This window comes from Pseudomonas sp. B37(2017) (genome assembly GCF_002112885.1).
Taxonomy (GTDB): domain Bacteria; phylum Pseudomonadota; class Gammaproteobacteria; order Pseudomonadales; family Pseudomonadaceae; genus Aquipseudomonas; species Aquipseudomonas paraglycinae.
Genome location: NZ_NEIX01000002.1, coordinates 521306 through 540426 on the forward strand (window position 1 = coordinate 521306; position 19121 = coordinate 540426).

Genomic DNA, 19121 nt, shown 5'->3' on the forward strand with positions numbered 1-19121 from the left:
CGACAACGTCCCGCCGCACCTAATGGAGTGTTTATGGCAGTCAAAGTCCTGGTGGTGGACGATTCGGGTTTTTTCCGCCGCCGCGTCTCGGAAATTCTTTCAGCGGATCCGAGCATCCAGGTTGTCGGCACGGCAACCAACGGTAAAGAGGCGATCGATCAGGCCCTGGCCCTCAAGCCGGACGTGATCACCATGGACTACGAGATGCCGATGATGGATGGCATCACGGCCGTGCGGCACATCATGCAGCGCTGCCCGACGCCGGTGTTGATGTTCTCCTCGCTGACGCACGAAGGCGCCCGGGTCACCCTGGATGCGCTGGATGCCGGCGCGGTGGATTTCCTGCCGAAGAATTTCGAAGACATCTCCCGCAATCCGGAGAAGGTCAAGCAACTGCTGTGCGAGAAGGTTCACAGCATCTCGCGCAGCAACCGTCGTTTCAGTGCCTACAGTGCGCCGGCGCCTGCCGCTGCACCTGCACCTGCGCCGACTCCGGCAGCGGCGCCGTCGAGCTTTGGCAGCCACAGTGCTCCGGCCCGTCCGGCACCTGCGCCTGCACCGACTCGCGCGCCAGCGGCCAGCGCTTCGTCGCCGGCCCCGAAACGCAAAAACTACAAGCTCGTGGCGATTGGTACGTCGACCGGTGGCCCGGTTGCCCTGCAACGGGTTCTGACTCAATTGCCGGCCAGCTTCCCGGCGCCGATCGTGCTGATCCAGCACATGCCGGCGGCCTTCACCAAGGCTTTCGCCGAACGTCTGGACAAGCTGTGCCGCATCAGCGTCAAGGAAGCCGAGGATGGCGACATCCTGCGTCCGGGCCTGGCGCTGCTGGCACCGGGTGGCAAGCAGATGATGATCGACGGCCGTGGCGCGGTGAAAATCCTGCCGGGCGACGAGCGTCTGAACTACAAGCCGTGCGTGGACATCACCTTCGGTTCTGCAGCCAAATCCTACAGTGACAAAGTTCTGGCGGTGGTACTGACCGGCATGGGCGCCGACGGCCGCGAAGGTGCACGCCTGCTCAAGCAGGGCGGCAGCACGGTCTGGGCTCAGGACGAAGCCAGTTGTGTGATCTACGGCATGCCGATGGCCATCGTCAAAGCTGACCTCGCCGACGCGGTGTACAGCCTGGACGATATCGGCAAGCACATCGTCGAGGCATGCGTCTGATGGATGTTCTAAGCCTTATCGGGATCATCATGGCGTTCGTCGCCATCATCGGCGGCAACTACCTGGAAGGTGGTCACCTCGGCGCACTGGCCAACGGCCCGGCAGCGCTGATCGTGCTCGGTGGCACCGTCGGTGCCGCGCTGCTGCAATCGCCGATGAGCGCGTTCAAGCGCGCCATGCAGATTCTGGCCTGGATCTTTTTCCCGCCGCGTGTGGACCTGGCCGGCGGCATCGACCGCGTGGTCAACTGGAGCCTCACCGCCCGCAAGGAAGGCCTGCTGGGCCTGGAAGGCGTGGCGGATGCCGAGCCTGACGCCTACTCGCGCAAGGGCCTGCAACTGCTGGTCGACGGCGCCGAGCCGGAAGCGATCCGCAGCATCCTCGAAGTGGATTTCTACACTCAGGAAGCCCGCGACATCGAGGCCGCCAAAGTGTTTGAAAGCATGGGCGGCTACGCGCCGACCATCGGCATCATCGGTGCGGTGATGGGCCTGATCCACGTGATGGGCAACCTGGCCGATCCGTCGCAACTGGGCAACGGTATTGCGGTCGCGTTCGTCGCCACCATCTACGGTGTGGCCAGTGCCAACCTGATCCTGTTGCCGGTTGCAGCCAAGCTCAAGTCAATCGCGTTGCGACAGTCGCGTTATCGCGAAATGTTGTTGGAAGGTATTTTGTCGATCGCTGAAGGTGAAAACCCACGCTCCATCGAGTTGAAGCTTCAGGGCTTCATGGATTAAGGGACTAACCTCATGGCACGTCGTCGCCAGCATGAAGAGCACGTAAACCATGAACGTTGGCTGGTTTCCTACGCCGACTTCATTACCTTGCTCTTTGCCTTTTTCGTGGTGATGTACTCCATCTCGTCGATCAACGAAGGCAAGTACAAGATCATCTCCGAAGCGCTGATCGGGGTCTTCACCGACTCCGACCGCGCGCTCAAGCCGATCCCGATCGGTGAAGAACGACCGAAGACCGTGACCCCGGCCAAGCCGCTGGTCAAGGACGCCGAACAGGTCGACGCCGGCATCGCCGGGGCCAGCGATCCGCTGAAAAGCATCGCCGATGACATCAGCGCCGCGTTCGGCGACCTGATCTCCTCGAACCAGATGACCGTGCGCGGCAACGAGCTGTGGGTCGAGATCGAACTCAACTCCAGCCTGTTGTTCGGCAGCGGTGATGCGATGCCGAGCGACATCGCGTTCAACATCATCGACAAGGTCGCGGCGATCCTCAAACCGTTCGACAACCCGATCCACGTCGAAGGCTTCACCGACGATCAACCGATCCGCACCGCGCAGTATCCGACCAACTGGGAGCTGTCCTCGGCGCGTTCGGCGAGCATCGTGCGCATGCTGGCGATGCAGGGCGTAAACCCTGGCCGCCTGGCGTCGGTGGGCTACGGCGAATTCCAGCCGGTGGCCAACAACGCCACCGCCGAAGGCCGGGCGAAGAACCGTCGTGTGGTGCTGGTGGTGTCGCGCAATCTTGATGTGCGCCGCAGCCTGACCGGCACCGGAACCGCCCATGCGCAACCGGATGCCGCGTTGAAGCGTGCTGGCACACAAACTGCACCGACCCCGGTCAAGACGCCGGGACGCGAGAGTGCCGTCAATTCTCCGTCGCCCGCATTAATACGCTGAACCATGTCTCGGCCGAGTATCCCGGCCGGGAGGAACGATCTGAATGAGAGTCTGGGCAGTCGCCAATCAAAAGGGTGGTGTTGGTAAAACCACTTCTTCCATCGCTTTAGCCGGTTTGCTGGCAGAGGCGGGCAAGCGCGTGGTCGTGGTCGATCTCGACCCGCACGGCTCGATGACCAGCTATTTCGGTTACGACCCCGACAGCCTGGAACACAGCAACTACGACCTGTTTCTGCACAAGGGCAGCGTGCCGCAAGGCCTGCCGGGCCAACTGCTGCTGTCGACCAGCGACGAACGCATTTCCCTGTTGCCGTCGAGCACTGCGCTGGCCACCCTCGAGCGCCAGTCGCCGGGGCAAAGTGGGCTGGGCCTGGTGATCGCCAAGAGTCTGGCGCAGCTGTGGCAGGACTTCGATTACGCGATCATCGACAGCCCGCCGTTGCTCGGCGTGCTGATGGTCAACGCCCTGGCCGCCAGTCAGCAACTGGTGATCCCGGTGCAGACCGAACATCTGGCCGTCAAAGGCCTGGAGCGTATGGTCAACACCCTGGCGATGATCAACCGCTCGCGCAAACAGGCGCTGCCGTTCAGCATCGTGCCGACCCTGTTCGACCGTCGTACCCAAGCGTCGATGGGCACCTTGCGCGTGCTGCGCGACAAATTCCCCGACGAGATCTGGCAGGGTTACATCCCGGTCGATACCCGTCTGCGCGACGCCAGTCGTGCCGGTGTCACCCCTTCGCAGTTCGACGGCAAGAGCCGTGGCGTGCTGGCTTACCGCGCGCTGCTCAAGCATCTGCTGGCGCAGCAACTCGTTCCGCAGGTGGCTTGAGCATGAATCGGCCGATCAAGCTGACGTCGAAGCCGCAACTGGCGTTGCAGTCCTATCTGGACGGCTTGCTGCAGGAAGTGACGGACGAGGTCGAGCAGGAAATCGCAGCGCCGGTCGAGGTGGTCGAGACCGCTGCGGCACTCGATGAATTCCAGGCTGCCGTGCTTGAAGAGCAGGCCCGGGATGCGCAAAAAGCTGCCCGGCCGATTGCCCCGGTTGTAGCGCCTGCCGCTGTAGTAGCCAAAGCGCCTGCGACCCTGATCAAAGAGCCGGAGCCGGTGCGCGTGGTATCGACGCTGGCGCCGCTGCTGCAAACCCAACTTCTGCAAGCGCCTCCGGTTCCGGCAGCGCCAGAACCTGAGCCTGTAGCGCCTGCGCCAGCCCCGGTCGAGCCGACCCTGGTTGCGCCGCTGGTGGAAGTGCATCTGCCGCCCAGCAACACGCCACCACCGGTGGAAACCGACGGTCGTCCGGCCTGGGCTTCGGAAGCCTTCGAATGCCTGCTGTTCGACGTCGCCGGGTTGACCCTGGCCGTGCCGCTGGTGTGCCTGGGCTCGATCTATTCGCTGGCCGGCCATGAGCTGACGCCGCTGTTCGGTCAGCCGGAATGGTTCCTCGGGATTCTGCCGAGCCAGGCCGGCAACCTGAAGGTGCTGGACACCGCACGCTGGGTCATGCCGGATCGCTACCGCGATGACTTCCGTCAGGGCCTGCAATACGTGATTTCGGTGCAGGGTTACGAGTGGGGCCTGGCGGTGCATCAGGTCAGTCGCTCGTTGCGCCTGGACCCGAATGAAATCAAATGGAGAAGTCACCGGGGTCAGCGGCCATGGCTCGCCGGCACGGTGATTGAACACATGTGCGCCTTGCTTGATGTTTCCGCTCTGGCCGAGTTGATCGCCAGCGGTGGGGCAAAGCACATGTCCGGCAGTAAGCCGAACCACAAACCGACATAACACTTACATAACAGACATGTACCGGCATTCACCGCCGGCACACGAGACACACACCGCCATTGCGGTATTTCGAGGGGCTAGGGTATGAACGACAAGGCTACGGCGGCAAAGGGTTCCGAAGATCCGATCCTGCAATGGGTGACCTTCAAGCTGGACAACGAAACCTACGGCATCAACGTGATGCGCGTTCAGGAAGTCCTGCGCTACACCGAGATCGCTCCGGTGCCGGGTGCGCCAAGCTACGTACTGGGCATCATCAACCTGCGCGGCAACGTGGTGACCGTGATCGATACCCGTCAGCGCTTCGGCCTGATGAGCGGTGAGATCAGCGACAACACCCGTATCGTTATCATCGAAGCCGACAAGCAAGTCGTCGGCATCATGGTCGACAGCGTGGCTGAAGTGGTTTACCTGCGTCAGTCGGAAATCGAGACCGCACCGAACGTCGGTAACGAAGAATCGGCCAAGTTCATCCAGGGCGTGTGCAACAAGAACAACGAGTTGCTGATCCTGGTCGAGCTGGACAAGATGATGAGCGAAGAAGAATGGTCGGAACTGGAGAACATCTGATTGATTCTCGAGGTAGCGGTCATTGTCCTGTTCCTGTTCTGGGCAGGCACGCTGGCGATGTTTCTGGCGTACATCAAGGCGCAGCGCGTGATCGCTGCGCAACAGGCCCAGGGCGATGCGCTGCGTGATCAGCGCATCAAGGACCTGGCCAAGCGTGTCGACGATTACCAGAACGGCAACGTGCGCATGGGCGAAGCCCTGCACGAGCTGCGCTCGGTGGTCGGTCCGATCCCGGACAAACTCGCCCAGCTCGAACAGCGCGATCCTTCCAGCCTGTCATTCGCCCAGGCGGCTAAACTGGTGGGAATGGGCGCGAGCGTCGATGAGCTGACTCAGTCCTGCGGGTTGACCCAGGCTGAGGCGGAATTGATGCGCAAGTTGCACAAGAACTAGTTGTCACACCGAGATCGTTCCCACGTCGAGGCGTCGAACCGTCTGCGTGGGAATGCATCTTGGGACGCTCCGCGTTCCGCGTGTGATGGGTGACGCAGAGCGTCACGGGCGGGTGTTCCCACGCAGAGCGTGGGAACAATCAGCGAAAAAAACGCAGTCATCGATGACTGCGTTTTTTTTTTGCCTTCAGTAATCGTCGCCGCGTTCGGTGACGTCTTTCTCGACCATCGGTGCATCCGGGTTGTGTCCCGCCGGGAACTTGCCCTTGAGGTTCCAGGCAAAGGCGATGATCTCGGCGATCGTGCGGTACAGCTCTTCGGGGATGCTGTCGCCCAGTTCCATCCGCGCCAGCAACTTCACCAGCTCGGCGTTTTCGTAGATCGGCACTTCACAGTCGCGGGCGATGCGCAGGATTTCTTCGGCCAGTTCTTCGTCGCCCTTGGCGGTAAGAGTCGGGGCGTGGCTGCCGTCGTATTTGAGGGCGATGGCCTGGCGTGGAGCGGTGGTGTCATTCATGCGGTTTCGTCGACCCAGCGGTGTTCGAGGCGGGTTTGGATGCCTTGCGGCGGGGTGCCGAGGTGGCAGTCGATGTCGCCGACATTCAGCCCGGAATCCAGCAGGCGCTGGCGCAGGGCGGTCAGATTGCTTTCGATCAGGCTCGCGGTGTACGGCCGCTCGGCCCATAGCTGACTGGACAGGCTGCCGCTGATCAATTGCGCCTGAATCTGCATCGGCCCCAGCGGTTCCATGTCGAACGCCAGATCGACGCGCCACAGTTGTTGTTTCGGTTCGCGCTCATCGCGGCGCTGCTCGTTGGCTTCCTGTTTCTCCGGTTCTTCTTCGCGCTGGAACTTGACCTGCAACGGCACGATGTCCTGCATATTGCGCATCGGGATTTCCAGTTGCCAGGTGCTGAGCAGGCGGCCGTCGTCGGTCACGCCGGTTTGTTCCAGGCTCGACAGCTGATGACTTTGCAGGCGCGACACAGCGGCTGCGGCGAGGCGCAGCAAATGTTCCAGATCGCCTTCACCTTCCAGACTTTGCAGCAGCCGGTCGGGCAGCGGGAAACTGCTCGGCACCGGTTTCGCGCTGACCTGACCGAGCATGCCGAGGGCGTTACGCACGAAGCTCGGCAGCGCCTGGGCCAGCGTGTTAGCGGCGATGATCGCGTTCAGATTTGTATTGCCGGGCAGGCCGGGGGTGAGCTGGGCGATCAGCTTGAGCAGATCGGCTTTCATGTCCGGGGCCAGCGTCGGGGTCTGCCCGGTCAGCAGTTTGGTCTCGAGGAATACGCCGCTGTTGGCCAGCGCCTGGGCCAGACCTTTTGGGGTGCTCAGTTGCTGCACGTCCGGCAGGTTGGCGAGCAGTTTGTCCACGGCGGCGCGCAAATCCTGGGACGTCTGATCGGTGGCGGGGGGCAGGTTCTGGAGCATTTTCAGCAAGCCGTCGAGCGAGCCCTGACGGCTTTGCTGACTGACCAGTTGCTGGCTGACCGCCAGTTGTTCCTGGCGATTGCTCAGCGGCAGAAACTTCAGGGTCTGCGAATCCTGCACCAGCGCCGACAGCAAGGTGCCGATGCGCAATGGTTGCGGGCTGTCGATGCTCAGGGTGGTGCCGCTCAACGCGGTGTTGAGCAGGCTGACCATCGAGCGGTACACCGTCGGTTGCCCCGGTACCTGCGGCAAGACCTGAGCCGTCAGCACCTTGCCTTGCAGCAGCGTGCCGACCGGCAGTTGCGCGGTGTCGATGCGGGTGAGGGTGGCGACGCTGCTGGCGATGGCCTGTTGCACGGTGATCGCCAGATTGCCCGCCGACGGCTGGGTGATCGCCAGGCTGGTGCCCTGAGGCAGCGGCAGATTGCTGGTCGCCTGCACGGTGGTCTGACGGCCGCTGTCCAGTGTCACCTTGAGCAGCAACTGAAAGGTCTGATCCGCCTGCTTGAGCGACAACACCTCGGCCTTGGCGCTCTGGCCGGCGGCAATCAGCCCGTCGACCGGCGTCAGCAACTTCAGCAGCTCACCCACCTGCGGGCGAACGGTCGCCGGGGTGGTGGGCGGGAGCGGGAGGATGTTCATTTCGCCTGTCATACGCGGACACAACCTGAGGAAAATGCACTCTGGAGAGAGGATGGCGACATGTATAATGCCGCCCGTCGTTCCAGGAGTGGCGAAAACATTGCAATTGTTTGACGCAGCTCTCTAGATCGAGCCGTCAATGCATCTATGCTGCAACTCTTTAACGGCCGCGCCAGAGCCGACTTGAACCGTATAAGGCCCGTGAACCCTTGACCAGTCCTGTCCTGCAAACCGTTGCCCTCGCGTGTGAGCGTGATCTCAGACTGCTCTTCGACAATCTCGAATTGAGACTGGCCAGTGGCGATATGGTGCAGATCAGCGGCCCCAACGGCAGCGGCAAGACCAGCCTGCTGCGTTTGCTGGCCGGTCTGATGCAGCCGACCGACGGTCAGGTGCTGCTCAACGGCAAGCCGCTGGGCGAGCAACGCAGCGAGCTGGCGCGCAATCTGTTGTGGATCGGCCATGCCGCCGGGATCAAGGATCTGCTCACGCCGGAAGAAAACCTCGCTTGGCTCTGCGCCCTGCATCAACCCGCCGAACGCGACGCGATCTGGCAGGCCCTGGCGGCGGTTGGATTGCGTGGTTTCGAGGATGTTCCCTGCCACAGTCTGTCCGCCGGCCAGCAGCGCCGCGTGGCACTGGCGCGGTTGTATCTGGACAGCCCGCCGTTGTGGATTCTCGACGAACCGTTCACCGCGCTCGACAAGCAGGGTGTGGCCCAGCTTGAAGAACACCTGGCCGGGCACTGCGAACGGGGAGGGCTGGTGGTGCTCACCACGCACCATACGCTGAGCCGTATGCCGGCCGGTTATCGCGACATCGATCTGGGGAATTGGGCGGTATGAGTGTGTTCGGCCTGCTGGTTGCCCGTGAATCCCGACTGCTGTTCCGCCGCCCGGCGGAGCTGGCCAATCCGCTGATTTTCTTCGCCATCGTCATCGCTTTATTCCCGCTGGCCGTCGGACCGGAAACTCAAGTATTGCAAAACTTGTCCCCGGGGTTAGTCTGGGTGGCGGCACTTTTGTCGGTCCTGCTCTCGCTGGACGGGCTCTTCCGCAGTGATTTCGAAGATGGCTCCCTTGAACAGTGGGTCCTTTCGCCGCACCCCCTGCCACTTCTGGTATTGGCCAAGGTGCTGGCACACTGGCTTTTTTCCGGGCTGGCACTGGTTTTGCTCTCGCCGTTACTGGCGTTGATGCTCGGGTTGCCGGCTGCGTGTCTGCCGGTATTGCTGCTTTCGTTGCTGCTGGGAACACCGGTGCTGAGCTTGCTCGGCGCGGTGGGCGCGGCGCTGACGGTCGGTCTGAAACGCGGTGGCCTGTTGCTGGCGCTGCTGATTCTGCCGTTGTACATCCCGGTGTTGATCCTGGGCAGTGGCGCCTTGCAGGCGGCGTTGCAGGGGATGCCGGCGATTGGTTATCTGTTGTGGCTTGGTAGCCTGACCGCCCTGGCAATAACCCTGACACCCTTTGCAATAGCTGCTGGCCTGAAGATCAGCGTCGGCGAATAATGAGGTCTGGTTAAAATTTAACCAGCAAAGACCCTGAGACTGCTCACACCGATGAGCGGCACCCGTGATGGAAACAGTATGAACTGGACCTGGTTTCACAAGCTCGGCTCGCCCAAGTGGTTCTACGGCATCAGCAGCAAGTTGCTGCCGTGGTTGAGCATCGCAGCGTTGTTGCTGATCTCCGTTGGCGTCATCTGGGGCCTGGCCTTCGCGCCGCCGGACTATCAGCAAGGCAACAGCTTTCGCATCATCTATATCCACGTACCCGCCGCGATGCTCGCTCAGTCGATCTACGTGATGCTGGCGGTGTGCGGTGTGGTCGGGCTGGTGTGGAAGATGAAACTGGCCGATGTCGCCCTGCAATGCGCCGCACCGATCGGCGCGTGGATGACCGCCGTGGCGCTGGTCACCGGGGCGATCTGGGGCAAGCCGACCTGGGGTTCGTGGTGGGTCTGGGACGCACGGCTGACCTCGATGCTGATTCTGCTGTTCCTGTATTTCGGCGTCATTGCCCTGGGCAACGCCATCAGCAACCGCGACAGCGCCGCCAAGGCCTGCGCGGTGCTGGCCATCGTCGGCGTGATCAACATTCCGATCATCAAATACTCGGTGGAGTGGTGGAACACCCTGCACCAGGGCGCGACCTTCACCCTCACCGAAAAACCGGCGATGCCCGTCGAGATGTGGCTGCCGCTGCTGCTGACGGTGCTGGGTTTCTACTGTTTCTTCGGCGCCGTGCTGTTGCTGCGCATGCGCCTTGAAGTGCTCAAGCGCGAAGCCCGCGCCAGTTGGGTGAAAGAAGAAGTGCAGAACAGCCTGGAGGCCGCTCGATGAGTTTCGCGTCATTCGGCGACTTCCTCGCCATGGGCCATCACGGCCTGTATGTCTGGTCGGCCTACGGCATCTGTCTGGCGGTACTGGTCCTCAACGTGGCGGCGCCGATCGCGGCCCGCAAGCGTTATCTGCAACAAGAGGCGCGTCGTCTGCGCCGGGAGAACGGCAAGTGAATCCGCTGCGTAAAAAGCGTCTGATCATCATCCTGGCAATTCTGGTCGGGGTCGGCGCTGCCGTCGGCCTGGCCTTGAGCGCCCTGCAGCAGAACATCAACCTGTTTTACACCCCGACCCAGATCGCCAACGGCGAAGCGCCGCAGGACACCCGCATCCGCGCCGGCGGCATGGTCGAGAAGGGTTCGCTGCAACGCTCCACGGATTCGCTGGACGTCAAATTCGTGGTCACCGACTTCAACAAGTCCGTGACCATCACCTATCGCGGGATCCTGCCGGATCTGTTCCGCGAAGGTCAGGGCATCGTCGCCCTCGGCAAGCTCAACGCCGATGGCGTGGTGGTCGCCGATGAAGTGCTGGCCAAGCACGACGAGAAATACATGCCGCCGGAAGTGACCAAAGCCCTGAAGGACAGCGGTCAATCCGCGCCAACCCCTGCGAAGGAGGGTTGATCGATGACATCCACCATATTCATTCCCGAGCTCGGCCATCTGGCCATGATCCTCGCGCTGTGTTTTGCGCTGGTGCAGGCCGTGGTGCCGTTGCTCGGTGCCTGGCGCGGCGATCGTCTGTGGATGGGCCTGGCCCAGCCGGCAGCGTGGGGGCAGTTTGCGTTTCTGCTGTTTGCCTTTGGTTGTCTGACCTACGCCTTTATGACCGATGACTTCTCCGTGGCTTACGTCGCGATGAACTCCAACAGCGCGCTGCCGTGGTACTACAAGTTCAGCGCGGTGTGGGGCGCCCACGAAGGGTCGCTTCTGCTGTGGGCGTTGATCCTCGGCGGCTGGACCTTCGCGGTGTCGGTGTTCTCGCGGCAGTTGCCGCAAGTCATGCTCGCTCGCGTGCTGGCGGTAATGGGCATGATCAGCACCGGTTTCCTGTTGTTCCTGATCCTCACCTCCAACCCGTTTTCGCGGATCCTGCCGCAGATCCCGGCCGACGGTCGTGACCTCAATCCGTTGCTGCAGGACATCGGCCTGATCGTCCATCCGCCGATGCTCTACATGGGTTACGTCGGTTTCTCGGTGGCGTTTGCGTTCGCCATCGCCGCATTGCTCGGCGGTCGTCTCGATGCCGCTTGGGCACGCTGGTCGCGTCCGTGGACCATCGTCGCCTGGGCCTTCCTCGGCATCGGCATCACCCTTGGTTCGTGGTGGGCCTACTACGAACTCGGCTGGGGCGGCTGGTGGTTCTGGGACCCGGTGGAAAACGCCTCGTTCATGCCATGGCTGGTGGGCACGGCGCTGATTCACTCGCTGGCGGTCACCGAGAAACGTGGCGTGTTCAAGAGCTGGACGGTGTTGCTGGCGATTGCCGCGTTCTCCCTGAGCCTGCTCGGCACTTTCCTTGTGCGTTCCGGCGTGTTGACCTCGGTGCACGCGTTTGCCTCGGATCCCGAGCGCGGTGTGTTCATCCTGATCTTCCTGCTGTTCGTGGTCGGTGGTTCGCTGACCCTGTTTGCGCTGCGTGCGCCGGTGGTCAAGAGCCAGGTCGGCTTCAACCTGTGGTCACGGGAAACCCTGCTGCTGGGCAACAACCTGGTGCTGGTGGTGGCAGCGTCGATGATCCTGCTCGGCACCCTGTATCCGCTGATTCTCGATGCGATCAGCGGCGCCAAGCTGTCGGTCGGCCCGCCGTACTTCAACGCGTTGTTCATTCCGTTGATGGCGCTGTTGATGCTGGTGATGGCGGTCGGTGTGATCGTGCGCTGGAAAGACACCCCGGTGAAATGGCTGGCCAGCATGCTGACTCCGGTGCTGCTGGGCAGCGTGGCGCTGGCGGTGGTGGCCGGTGTCGCTTACGGCGATTTCAACTGGGCCGTGATCGCGACGTTCCTGCTCGCGGCCTGGGTGTTGCTGGCCGGTGTGCGCGACATCTTCGACAAGACTCGCCACAAAGGCCTGATCAAAGGCCTGCCGACCCTGACCCGCAGTTACTGGGGCATGCAGATCGCGCACCTCGGTATCGCCGTCTGCGCGCTGGGCGTGGTGTTGTCGAGTCAGAACAGCGCCGAGCGTGACCTGCGTCTGGCACCGGGCGAGTCGATGGACCTGGCCGGTTATCAGTTCGTGTTCGAGGGTGCCAAGCACTTCGAAGGCCCGAACTTCACCTCCGACAAGGGCACCGTCCGGGTGATCCGCAACGGTCAGGAAGTCAGCGTGCTGCACCCGGAAAAACGCCTGTACACCGTACAGAACTCGGTGATGACCGAGGCCGGGATCGACGCCGGTTTCACCCGCGACCTCTACGTCGCCTTGGGCGAACCGTTGGGCGATGGCGCCTGGGCGGTGCGGGTTCACGTCAAACCGTTCGTGCGCTGGATCTGGTTCGGCGGTCTGCTGACCGGTTTCGGTGGTTTGCTGGCGGCGCTGGATCGGCGTTATCGAGTAAAGGTCAAAGCCAAAGTGCGTGAAGCGCTGGGCATGGAAGGAGCCGCTGCATGAGACGTTGGTTGATGCTGGTGCCATTGGCGATTTTCCTGCTGGTGGCCGTATTCCTTTATCGCGGTCTGTATCTGGATCCGGCGGAGCTGCCGTCGGCGATGATCAACAAACCATTCCCGGAGTTTTCCCTGCCGGCGGTGCAGGGCGACAAGACCCTGACCCGCGCTGACATTCTCGGCAAACCGGCACTGGTCAACGTCTGGGGTACCTGGTGCATTTCCTGCCGGGTCGAGCATCCGGTGCTGAACAAACTCGCAGACCGCGGGGTGGTGATCTACGGCATCAACTACAAGGACACCAACGCCGATGCGTTGAAGTGGCTGGCCGAGTTCCACAATCCGTATCAACTCGACATCCGCGACGACGAAGGCTCGCTGGGCCTGAACCTAGGTGTCTATGGCGCGCCGGAAACCTTCTTCATCGACGCCAAGGGCATCATCCGCGACAAGTACGTCGGGGTGATCGACGAGCAGGTCTGGCGGGAAAAACTGGCGGCCAAATATCAGGCACTGGTTGATGAGGCCAAGCCATGAAGCGCTTTTTAGCTGCCGTGGTGCTGGGCTTGAGCCTGGCAGGCGTGGCCCACGCGGCCATCGACACCTACGAGTTCGCCAAAGAAGGCGATCGCGAGCGTTTTCGCGAGCTGACCAAGGAACTGCGCTGCCCCAAATGCCAGAATCAGGACATCGCCGATTCCAACGCGCCGATTGCCGCCGACCTGCGCAAAGAGATTTTCCGCATGCTCGGCGAGGGCAAGGACAATCAGCAGATCATCGACTTCATGGTCGATCGCTACGGTGATTTCGTCCGCTATAAACCGGCGCTCAATGCCAATACCGCGTTGCTCTGGTTCGGCCCGGCCGGCCTGTTGCTGGGTGGGTTCGTGGTGATTGCCGTGATCGTCCGCCGCCGTCGCGGGCAACGCGCCGAGACGCCGCAATCGCTGTCCCCTGAAGAGCGTCAGCGCCTCGACCAACTGTTGGATAAAAACCAAGAATGATTGATTTCTGGCTTGCCGCAGGGCTGTTGCTTCTGGTCGCCCTGAGTTTTCTGCTGATCCCCGTCCTGCGTGAACGTCGCGCCCAGCGTGAAGAGGATCGAACCGCTCTCAACGTCGCGCTGTATCAGGAACGCGTCGCCGAACTGCAATCGCAGCAGGCCGAAGGCGTGCTCGACGCTGCGCAAATGGACAGCGGCCGTGCCGAAGCAGCCCGTGAGTTGCTTGCCGACACTGAAGGTGTGGCGCCGGCGCGGGTTTCGCGTTTGGGCAAGCCGTTGCCGCTGCTGGCAGCCGTGCTGGTGCCGGTGTTGGGTCTCGGTCTATACCTGCACTTTGGCGCGAGCGACAAGGTTGAACTGACCCGGGAATTCGCCCAGGCGCCACAGTCGATGGAAGAAATGACTCAGCGTCTGGAGCGCGCCGTGGCTGCGCAACCGGATTCGGCTGAAGGCGTGTATTTCCTCGGTCGTACCTACATGGCTCAGGATCGTCCGGCGGACGCGGCGAAGATGTTCGAGCGCGCCGTCAATCTCGCCGGTCGACAGCCGGAACTGCTCGGCCAGTGGGCGCAGGCCCAGTACTTTGCCGACAACAAAAAATGGTCGGACAAGGTTCAGGCCCTGACCGATGAAGCGCTGAAAGCCGATCCGAAAGAAGTCACCAGCCTCGGCCTGTTGGGCATCGCCGCGTTTGAAGGCGAGCGTTATCAGGAAGCCATCGACTACTGGAACCGTCTGCTGGCGCAACTGCCGCCGCAGGACAAATCCCGCGAGGCTCTGCAAGGCGGCATCACCCGCGCCACCGAGAAACTGCAAGCCAGCGGCGGCAAGGTCGCCCAGGCACCGGCGGCGAAAGCGGCGGCGTTGTTGAAAGTGCGTGTGGATCTGGCCAGCGAGCTCAAAGCCAAGGTGCAACCGGGTGACAGCGTGTTCATTTTTGCCCGCGCTACCTCGGGCCCACCGGCACCGCTGGCAGCCAAGCGCCTGACCGTCGCCGATCTGCCGGTGACCGTCGAACTGGGCGATGCCGACGCGATGATGCCGCAATTGAAACTGTCGAACTTCCCCGAAGTCCAACTGGTTGCGCGCATCTCCCGTGCCGGTCAACCGACCGCCGGTGAGTGGGTCGGTCGCAGCGGGCCTCTGGCCAGCAGCACCACCACGCCGCAGACACTGACCATCGACAGCCCGGACAAATAGCCGGAACCAACAGGAAAGCACCGCCATGAACGCCATCGCCCGAATCACAGTCCTCACACTGGCCCTGGGCTTGAGCGCATGTGCGGTGCAACGACCGGAGCCCACCACACGGCTGCCGCCGATCCCGCCGTCACAACCCAGCCCGACCCCGTCGACCACCCCGACGCCAAGCAAACCGGGCATCCCGGCCAAACCTGCCAAACCCGTCCCGCGCACCTCCGCCAGCTTCGCCCCGCCACCGGGCGGCAACAGCCACTGGGACCAGAAACTGGGCGTGTACGTGCTCGACGACCAGACCAACACCTTCTACCGCCAGCGCACCTACTACCGCTGGAACAACGGCTGGAGCCGCTCGATCAGCCCCAACGGCCCGTGGGAAGAAACCAACATCCACGGCGTACCGGCGGGACTGGGCAAGCAGTTCGGGGAGTAATGAAAAACGGCGATCGTTGGATCGCCGTTTTGCTGTGTGGAGTAATGAGCTTTCAAAGAATCGCGTGATAGCCGCTGAGTGCCTGGACCGATTTAATCAGGCCTTGTCGTTGCAGTAGATCAAGAAAGGGTTCGACGTCCATGGCAGGCATTTTCAGCTGCCGACGCTGTTTTTGGGCCGCTGCAACCACTGCTGCCGGATCAAGCCCCAAGAGGTTGTCGACGAACTCGTCCGGATGCTGCGCTTCGATGCCGAAAGGCTCCAGCGCTTTGCAGGGAAAGTCTTTCTGGTTGAACGTCACTATCACGCTTGCGCCGCAACGGATGGCCGCTGCCAGAACATGACGATCATCGCAGTCGGGCAAGCTGAGTCCGGCAATCAGGTCTTCATAGTCATGGACACAGGCGTCGGGTATCGCTTGATCCATCAGGCCGGACGTACGATCCAGCTGTTCCATCGTCAGGTCACGGCGGTTCTTCAGCAGATTGCGTTTCCATTCGCAGTGTATCTCCTGGGTCCATCTCGCTCGAAATCTTCCTGAGAGCGCAAGCCACATCAGAAAATCTCTCAAGGGGGCGGGGTACAAGACGCATGCATCGGCTTTTCATTGGCGAGGCAGCAGTAAAAGAGGAATGCCTCACTCGTATCCTGTCCTTAACGCCTGAGCTTGCTCTGCGAGAAGCGCCATTGCCTGCTCGCTGGCGGTGGTGCGCCGGGTCTTATAGTCCATCAGATCGGCAAAGCGCACACGTCGGTGCTTGCCTGTTTTGTGGTAGGACAACTCGCCGCTTTCCAGCAGTTTTATGAGGTGTGGACGTGAGACGTTGAGCAGGTCCGCGGCTTCCTGGGTCGTCAATTCGGCATGCACCGGTACGACCTGCACCGCGTTGCCGGCTGCCAGCTCCGCCAGAATGTCGATCAGCAAGCGCAGGGCCGAGGTGGGCAGTTCGACGCGATGAGCTTCGTTCTGCTCGTCGAAAATCTGGATGTGCTGAGTCTCGAAATGGGTCGCGAGGTAAGCCGCCAGGGCACGCTGCCCTTCAATGGCGGCTTTTACTTCGCGTTCTACGGGGAGGCTGATGGAGGGATGAATAACGGTCGACATGGCGAGTCCGGCTCAGGAAATGAGGAATGCCGGAACGTTATTCGAAATAAGCGAAAATCGCAATAAACGAAACAAGTGTGGGTTTTATTGTTTTTTCGTCAATAACCCCTGCACATATTCAACGAACGCCCTCGCCTTGACACTGGCCAGCCTGCCCGTCGGAAACACCGCCCACAGGTAGTCAAAACATCCTGCAAAACAACCAACGTTGTGTCACAACCTTCCGCAGGCTACTAAAGGTATCTCTAGAGTTACTTTAATGGGCGAGGCAATTTCACAATGCAATACCCAATCTGCATCGAGTGGGGTGACGAGAATACCGCCATCGGGATTCAGATCCCCGATATTCCCGGCGCGATAACGGCCGGGGATACGTTTGAGGATGCCTACAACGCGGCTGTCGAGATTGCCCACATCATGCTGCAGGAGATCGCGGCGGATGGTGATTCGATTCCGATGCCGACTTCTGCGGCTGCACATCGCAACAACCCGGAGTTCGCGGACATGGGTTGGGGCATGCTCGAGCTGGACATCTCGCCGTACATGGGCAAGACCGAAAAGGTCAATGTGACGTTGCCCGGCTATGTCATCCAGCGGATCGACCGCTACGTGCGTGAGCACAACGTCAAAAGCCGTTCCTCTTTCCTGGCGGATGCCGCCATGGAAAAGCTGGTCCGGCATTGAGCCTCGAGCACTGTCGGATCAGTGATCCGACAGTGCTTTCAGATTCTAGGCCGTTGCCAGAACAGGCTTCTGCGAAGCACTCAAAAACCGCACCAGCGCCAGCAGCGGGAACGCACTGCCAACAATCACGATCCACAACCAGCCGCCATGCTCGTACACCGCACTGGCTACCGACGAGCCGAAGGCGCCGCCGACGAAGATACTGGTCATGTACAGCGCATTCAGGCGGCCGCGGCTTTTGGCGTCGAGGGAGTAGACCGCGCGCTGGCCGAGCACCATGTTCATCTGCACGCAGAAATCGAGCACCACGCCGGTCACGGCCAGGCCGATCACGCTGTAGGCCGGGTGGATGAAAGCCGGCAGGAAACTCAGACTGGCGAACAGCATGGCCAGCAGCGAGGCGATGCGGGTGTGGCCGGCGTCGGCCAGGCGTCCACTGATCGGCGCGGCGATGGCACCGATGGCGCCGACCAGGGCGAAGATCGCGATTTCACTCTGGGACAGGCCATGGTTGCGCGCCAGTTCCAGCGGCACGGCGGTCCAGAACAGGCTGAACGTAGCGAACATGCAGGCCTGGTAAAACGCCCGTTGACGCAGCACCGGTTGCTCGCGCAGCAGCGTCCACAACGAACCCAGCAACTGGCCGTAAGAGGCACTGTGATCCGGCTGGCGTTTGGGCACGGTCAACGCCAGCACTACGCTGATCGCTGCCATCAAGGCTGCGGCGATCATGAACATCGCCCGCCAGCCGAGATGGTCGGCGACCACGCTCGACACCGGACGCGCCAGCAGAATCCCCAGCAGCAGACCGCCCATGATCCCGCCGACCACCCGTCCACGGGATTCTTCCGGCGCAAGGTGCGCCGCCAATGGGATCAGCACCTGCACCGACACCGAGCTGAAACCCACCAGCAACGAAATCAGCAGGAATACATTCGGTTGATCGGTAAACGCCGCGCCGAGCAGGCTGGCAATCGCCACCACGGTGGTGATGATCATCAGGCGGCGGTTTTCCAGCAGATCCGCCAGCGGCACCAGGAAGAACAGGCCCAGCGCATAGCCGATCTGGGTCAGCGACACGATGAAGCTGGCCATGGTGTCGGTCAGGCCGATGTCCGGGGCAATCAGGCCGATGATCGGCTGGGCGTAGTAGATGTTGGCAACGATGGCGCCGCAGCAGAAAGCGAACAGCAGCACCATGCCTCGGGTCATTGCGTGAGTTGTGGCGGTCATAGGGTTTCTCGATCCAGCGAAAAGGAATGCGGTGAGGCTAAGGGACGGGCCGAGCCGGCAGTAGAGGCTTCTGATCGATATCAGTTATTCCGTTGCGGAATAGGTGGCGCCGAACAATCCATTGTTCATCGGCGAACCTTGCGTCCGACCGTTGAGCGTCGATGATACATTCACTTACATCTTGTTCGATAGCGTGCTTATGTTGTGACCGGGTTTCAGCGTTCATCAACGGAGGATTGCGATGTTTCGTCAGTTGCTTCGCCACACCACAACCATTGCCCTGATCAGTCTGCTCGGCGCCACTGCCGCACAGGCCGCCGAAGCGCCCGGCATGCGCATGGGTGTTCGCGGCGAGATCACCGGGGTCAGTCCCGACTCGCTCAAGGTTCACGTCAACAGCGGTGAAAACGTCGTGATCCAGTTGACCCCGGATACCAAGGTCCGCGCGGTTACCCTGGCCAATATCGAAGACATCAAGCCCGGGAGCTACATCGGTTCGGCCGCCATTCCCCAGGAGGATGGCACGCTCAAGGCGCTGGAGGTTCATGTCTTCCCGCCGGAGCTGGCCGGCAGCGGCGACGGCCATCGGCCGTTCGACCTGGCCAAGGGCAGCAGCATGACCAACGGCAGCGTCGGCGATCTGGTGGTGAGCAACGGCCGGGTCCTCACCGTCAACTACAAGGGTGGCCAGCAGAAGATCCTCGTGCCGGAGGACGTGCCGATCGTCAACCTGACGCCGGGCGATCGCAGCCTGCTCAAGGTCGGGGTGAAGATTGTCACGTTCGTGACCCAGAGCGCGGACGGCACGCTGACCGCGCAATCGATCTCGGCGGGCAAGGATGGCGTCAAGCCGCCCATGTAGCCGCA

General features: G+C 61.8%; 24 protein-coding genes. 19 read left to right on the forward strand and 5 right to left on the reverse strand.

Annotated features, from left to right (window positions below; all coding sequences use genetic code 11):
• The first annotated feature begins 33 nt into the window (after positions 1-33).
• From CAF90_RS08970 to CAF90_RS09000, 7 genes are all read left to right on the forward strand, one after another.
• Positions 34-1170, forward strand: a complete 1137-nt coding sequence (locus CAF90_RS08970) for a chemotaxis response regulator protein-glutamate methylesterase (protein WP_085605808.1) — start codon at positions 34-36, stop codon at positions 1168-1170.
• Positions 1170-1910, forward strand: coding sequence for a flagellar motor protein (locus CAF90_RS08975; protein ID WP_085605871.1), 741 nt, complete (start codon positions 1170-1172; stop codon positions 1908-1910). The genes CAF90_RS08970 and CAF90_RS08975 overlap by 1 nt, the downstream gene beginning before the upstream one ends.
• 12 nt (positions 1911-1922) lie before the next feature.
• On the forward strand, positions 1923-2813 hold the full coding sequence (gene motD / locus CAF90_RS08980; protein WP_011333075.1) for a flagellar motor protein MotD: 891 nt from the start codon (positions 1923-1925) through the stop codon (positions 2811-2813).
• A 43-nt stretch (positions 2814-2856) separates the two neighbouring features.
• Positions 2857-3645, forward strand: coding sequence for a ParA family protein (locus CAF90_RS08985; protein WP_007959220.1), 789 nt, complete (start codon positions 2857-2859; stop codon positions 3643-3645).
• A 2-nt stretch (positions 3646-3647) separates the two neighbouring features.
• Entirely contained in the window at positions 3648-4601 is a 954-nt protein-coding gene (locus CAF90_RS08990) for a CheW domain-containing protein (RefSeq protein ID WP_085605810.1), read from the forward strand.
• A gap of 84 nt (positions 4602-4685) precedes the next feature.
• Entirely contained in the window at positions 4686-5171 is a 486-nt protein-coding gene (locus tag CAF90_RS08995; protein WP_007959223.1) for a chemotaxis protein CheW, read from the forward strand.
• Positions 5172-5564: a DUF2802 domain-containing protein gene (locus CAF90_RS09000; RefSeq protein ID WP_085605812.1), complete on the forward strand. Its 393-nt coding sequence runs from the start codon at positions 5172-5174 to the stop codon at positions 5562-5564.
• Positions 5565-5750: 186 nt separating this feature from the next.
• On the opposite strand, the gene CAF90_RS09005 is transcribed toward CAF90_RS09000, so the two are convergent.
• Together CAF90_RS09005 and CAF90_RS09010 are read right to left on the reverse strand one after the other, a co-directional pair.
• A complete protein-coding gene (locus CAF90_RS09005; protein WP_007959228.1) occupies positions 5751-6080 on the reverse strand; it encodes an EscU/YscU/HrcU family type III secretion system export apparatus switch protein in 330 nt (109 codons plus the stop codon).
• A complete protein-coding gene (locus CAF90_RS09010) occupies positions 6077-7651 on the reverse strand; it encodes a flagellar hook-length control protein FliK (protein ID WP_085605814.1) in 1575 nt (524 codons plus the stop codon). Before CAF90_RS09010 ends, CAF90_RS09005 begins: the two co-directional genes overlap by 4 nt.
• A gap of 197 nt (positions 7652-7848) precedes the next feature.
• Between CAF90_RS09010 and ccmA the strand changes: the two genes are divergently transcribed.
• The 10 genes from ccmA to CAF90_RS09060 all read left to right on the forward strand — a co-directional run bounded on the left by ccmA (position 7849) and on the right by CAF90_RS09060 (position 15232).
• A complete protein-coding gene (gene ccmA, locus CAF90_RS09015) occupies positions 7849-8484 on the forward strand; it encodes a cytochrome c biogenesis heme-transporting ATPase CcmA (RefSeq protein WP_007959232.1) in 636 nt (211 codons plus the stop codon).
• Positions 8481-9149, forward strand: a complete 669-nt coding sequence (ccmB, locus tag CAF90_RS09020; protein WP_007959235.1) for a heme exporter protein CcmB — start codon at positions 8481-8483, stop codon at positions 9147-9149. The genes ccmA and ccmB overlap by 4 nt, the downstream gene beginning before the upstream one ends.
• A gap of 78 nt (positions 9150-9227) precedes the next feature.
• A complete protein-coding gene (locus CAF90_RS09025; RefSeq protein WP_007959237.1) occupies positions 9228-9983 on the forward strand; it encodes a heme ABC transporter permease in 756 nt (251 codons plus the stop codon).
• Complete coding sequence (gene ccmD / locus CAF90_RS09030) at positions 9980-10156, forward strand: heme exporter protein CcmD (protein ID WP_007959239.1); 177 nt, start codon at positions 9980-9982, stop codon at positions 10154-10156. The genes CAF90_RS09025 and ccmD overlap by 4 nt, the downstream gene beginning before the upstream one ends.
• Complete coding sequence (ccmE, locus tag CAF90_RS09035) at positions 10153-10608, forward strand: cytochrome c maturation protein CcmE (RefSeq protein ID WP_011333086.1); 456 nt, start codon at positions 10153-10155, stop codon at positions 10606-10608. Before ccmD ends, ccmE begins: the two co-directional genes overlap by 4 nt.
• A 3-nt stretch (positions 10609-10611) precedes the next feature.
• Entirely contained in the window at positions 10612-12600 is a 1989-nt protein-coding gene (locus tag CAF90_RS09040) for a heme lyase CcmF/NrfE family subunit (RefSeq protein WP_007959244.1), read from the forward strand.
• Positions 12597-13133: a DsbE family thiol:disulfide interchange protein gene (locus CAF90_RS09045; protein ID WP_085605816.1), complete on the forward strand. Its 537-nt coding sequence runs from the start codon at positions 12597-12599 to the stop codon at positions 13131-13133. Before CAF90_RS09040 ends, CAF90_RS09045 begins: the two co-directional genes overlap by 4 nt.
• Entirely contained in the window at positions 13130-13600 is a 471-nt protein-coding gene (locus tag CAF90_RS09050) for a cytochrome c-type biogenesis protein (RefSeq protein WP_085605818.1), read from the forward strand. Before CAF90_RS09045 ends, CAF90_RS09050 begins: the two co-directional genes overlap by 4 nt.
• A complete protein-coding gene (gene ccmI / locus CAF90_RS09055; RefSeq protein ID WP_085605820.1) occupies positions 13597-14799 on the forward strand; it encodes a c-type cytochrome biogenesis protein CcmI in 1203 nt (400 codons plus the stop codon). The genes CAF90_RS09050 and ccmI overlap by 4 nt, the downstream gene beginning before the upstream one ends.
• Before the next feature lie 25 nt (positions 14800-14824).
• Complete coding sequence (locus tag CAF90_RS09060) at positions 14825-15232, forward strand: hypothetical protein (protein ID WP_085605822.1); 408 nt, start codon at positions 14825-14827, stop codon at positions 15230-15232.
• A 52-nt stretch (positions 15233-15284) separates the two neighbouring features.
• Here CAF90_RS09060 and CAF90_RS09065 read toward each other — a convergent pair whose 3' ends face one another.
• Both CAF90_RS09065 and CAF90_RS09070 read right to left on the reverse strand, forming a co-directional pair.
• On the reverse strand, positions 15285-15818 hold the full coding sequence (locus CAF90_RS09065) for a PIN domain-containing protein (protein WP_139834476.1): 534 nt from the start codon (positions 15816-15818) through the stop codon (positions 15285-15287).
• A 51-nt stretch (positions 15819-15869) separates the two neighbouring features.
• On the reverse strand, positions 15870-16337 hold the full coding sequence (locus CAF90_RS09070) for a helix-turn-helix domain-containing protein (RefSeq protein ID WP_007959254.1): 468 nt from the start codon (positions 16335-16337) through the stop codon (positions 15870-15872).
• A 279-nt stretch (positions 16338-16616) separates the two neighbouring features.
• On the opposite strand from CAF90_RS09070, the gene CAF90_RS09075 reads away from it, so the two are divergent.
• The gene (locus tag CAF90_RS09075; protein ID WP_085605824.1) at positions 16617-17021 is read left to right on the forward strand and encodes a type II toxin-antitoxin system HicB family antitoxin; all 405 of its coding nucleotides are present in this window, start codon (positions 16617-16619) and stop codon (positions 17019-17021) included.
• A 45-nt stretch (positions 17022-17066) separates the two neighbouring features.
• Here the strand turns inward: CAF90_RS09075 and CAF90_RS09080 are convergent, their stop codons facing one another.
• Entirely contained in the window at positions 17067-18254 is a 1188-nt protein-coding gene (locus CAF90_RS09080) for an MFS transporter (RefSeq protein WP_085605826.1), read from the reverse strand.
• Between the two features lie 241 nt (positions 18255-18495).
• Here CAF90_RS09080 and CAF90_RS09085 point away from each other — a divergent pair, with 241 nt between their 5' ends.
• Positions 18496-19116, forward strand: coding sequence for a DUF5666 domain-containing protein (locus CAF90_RS09085; protein ID WP_085605828.1), 621 nt, complete (start codon positions 18496-18498; stop codon positions 19114-19116).
• Positions 19117-19121 lie beyond the last annotated feature (5 nt).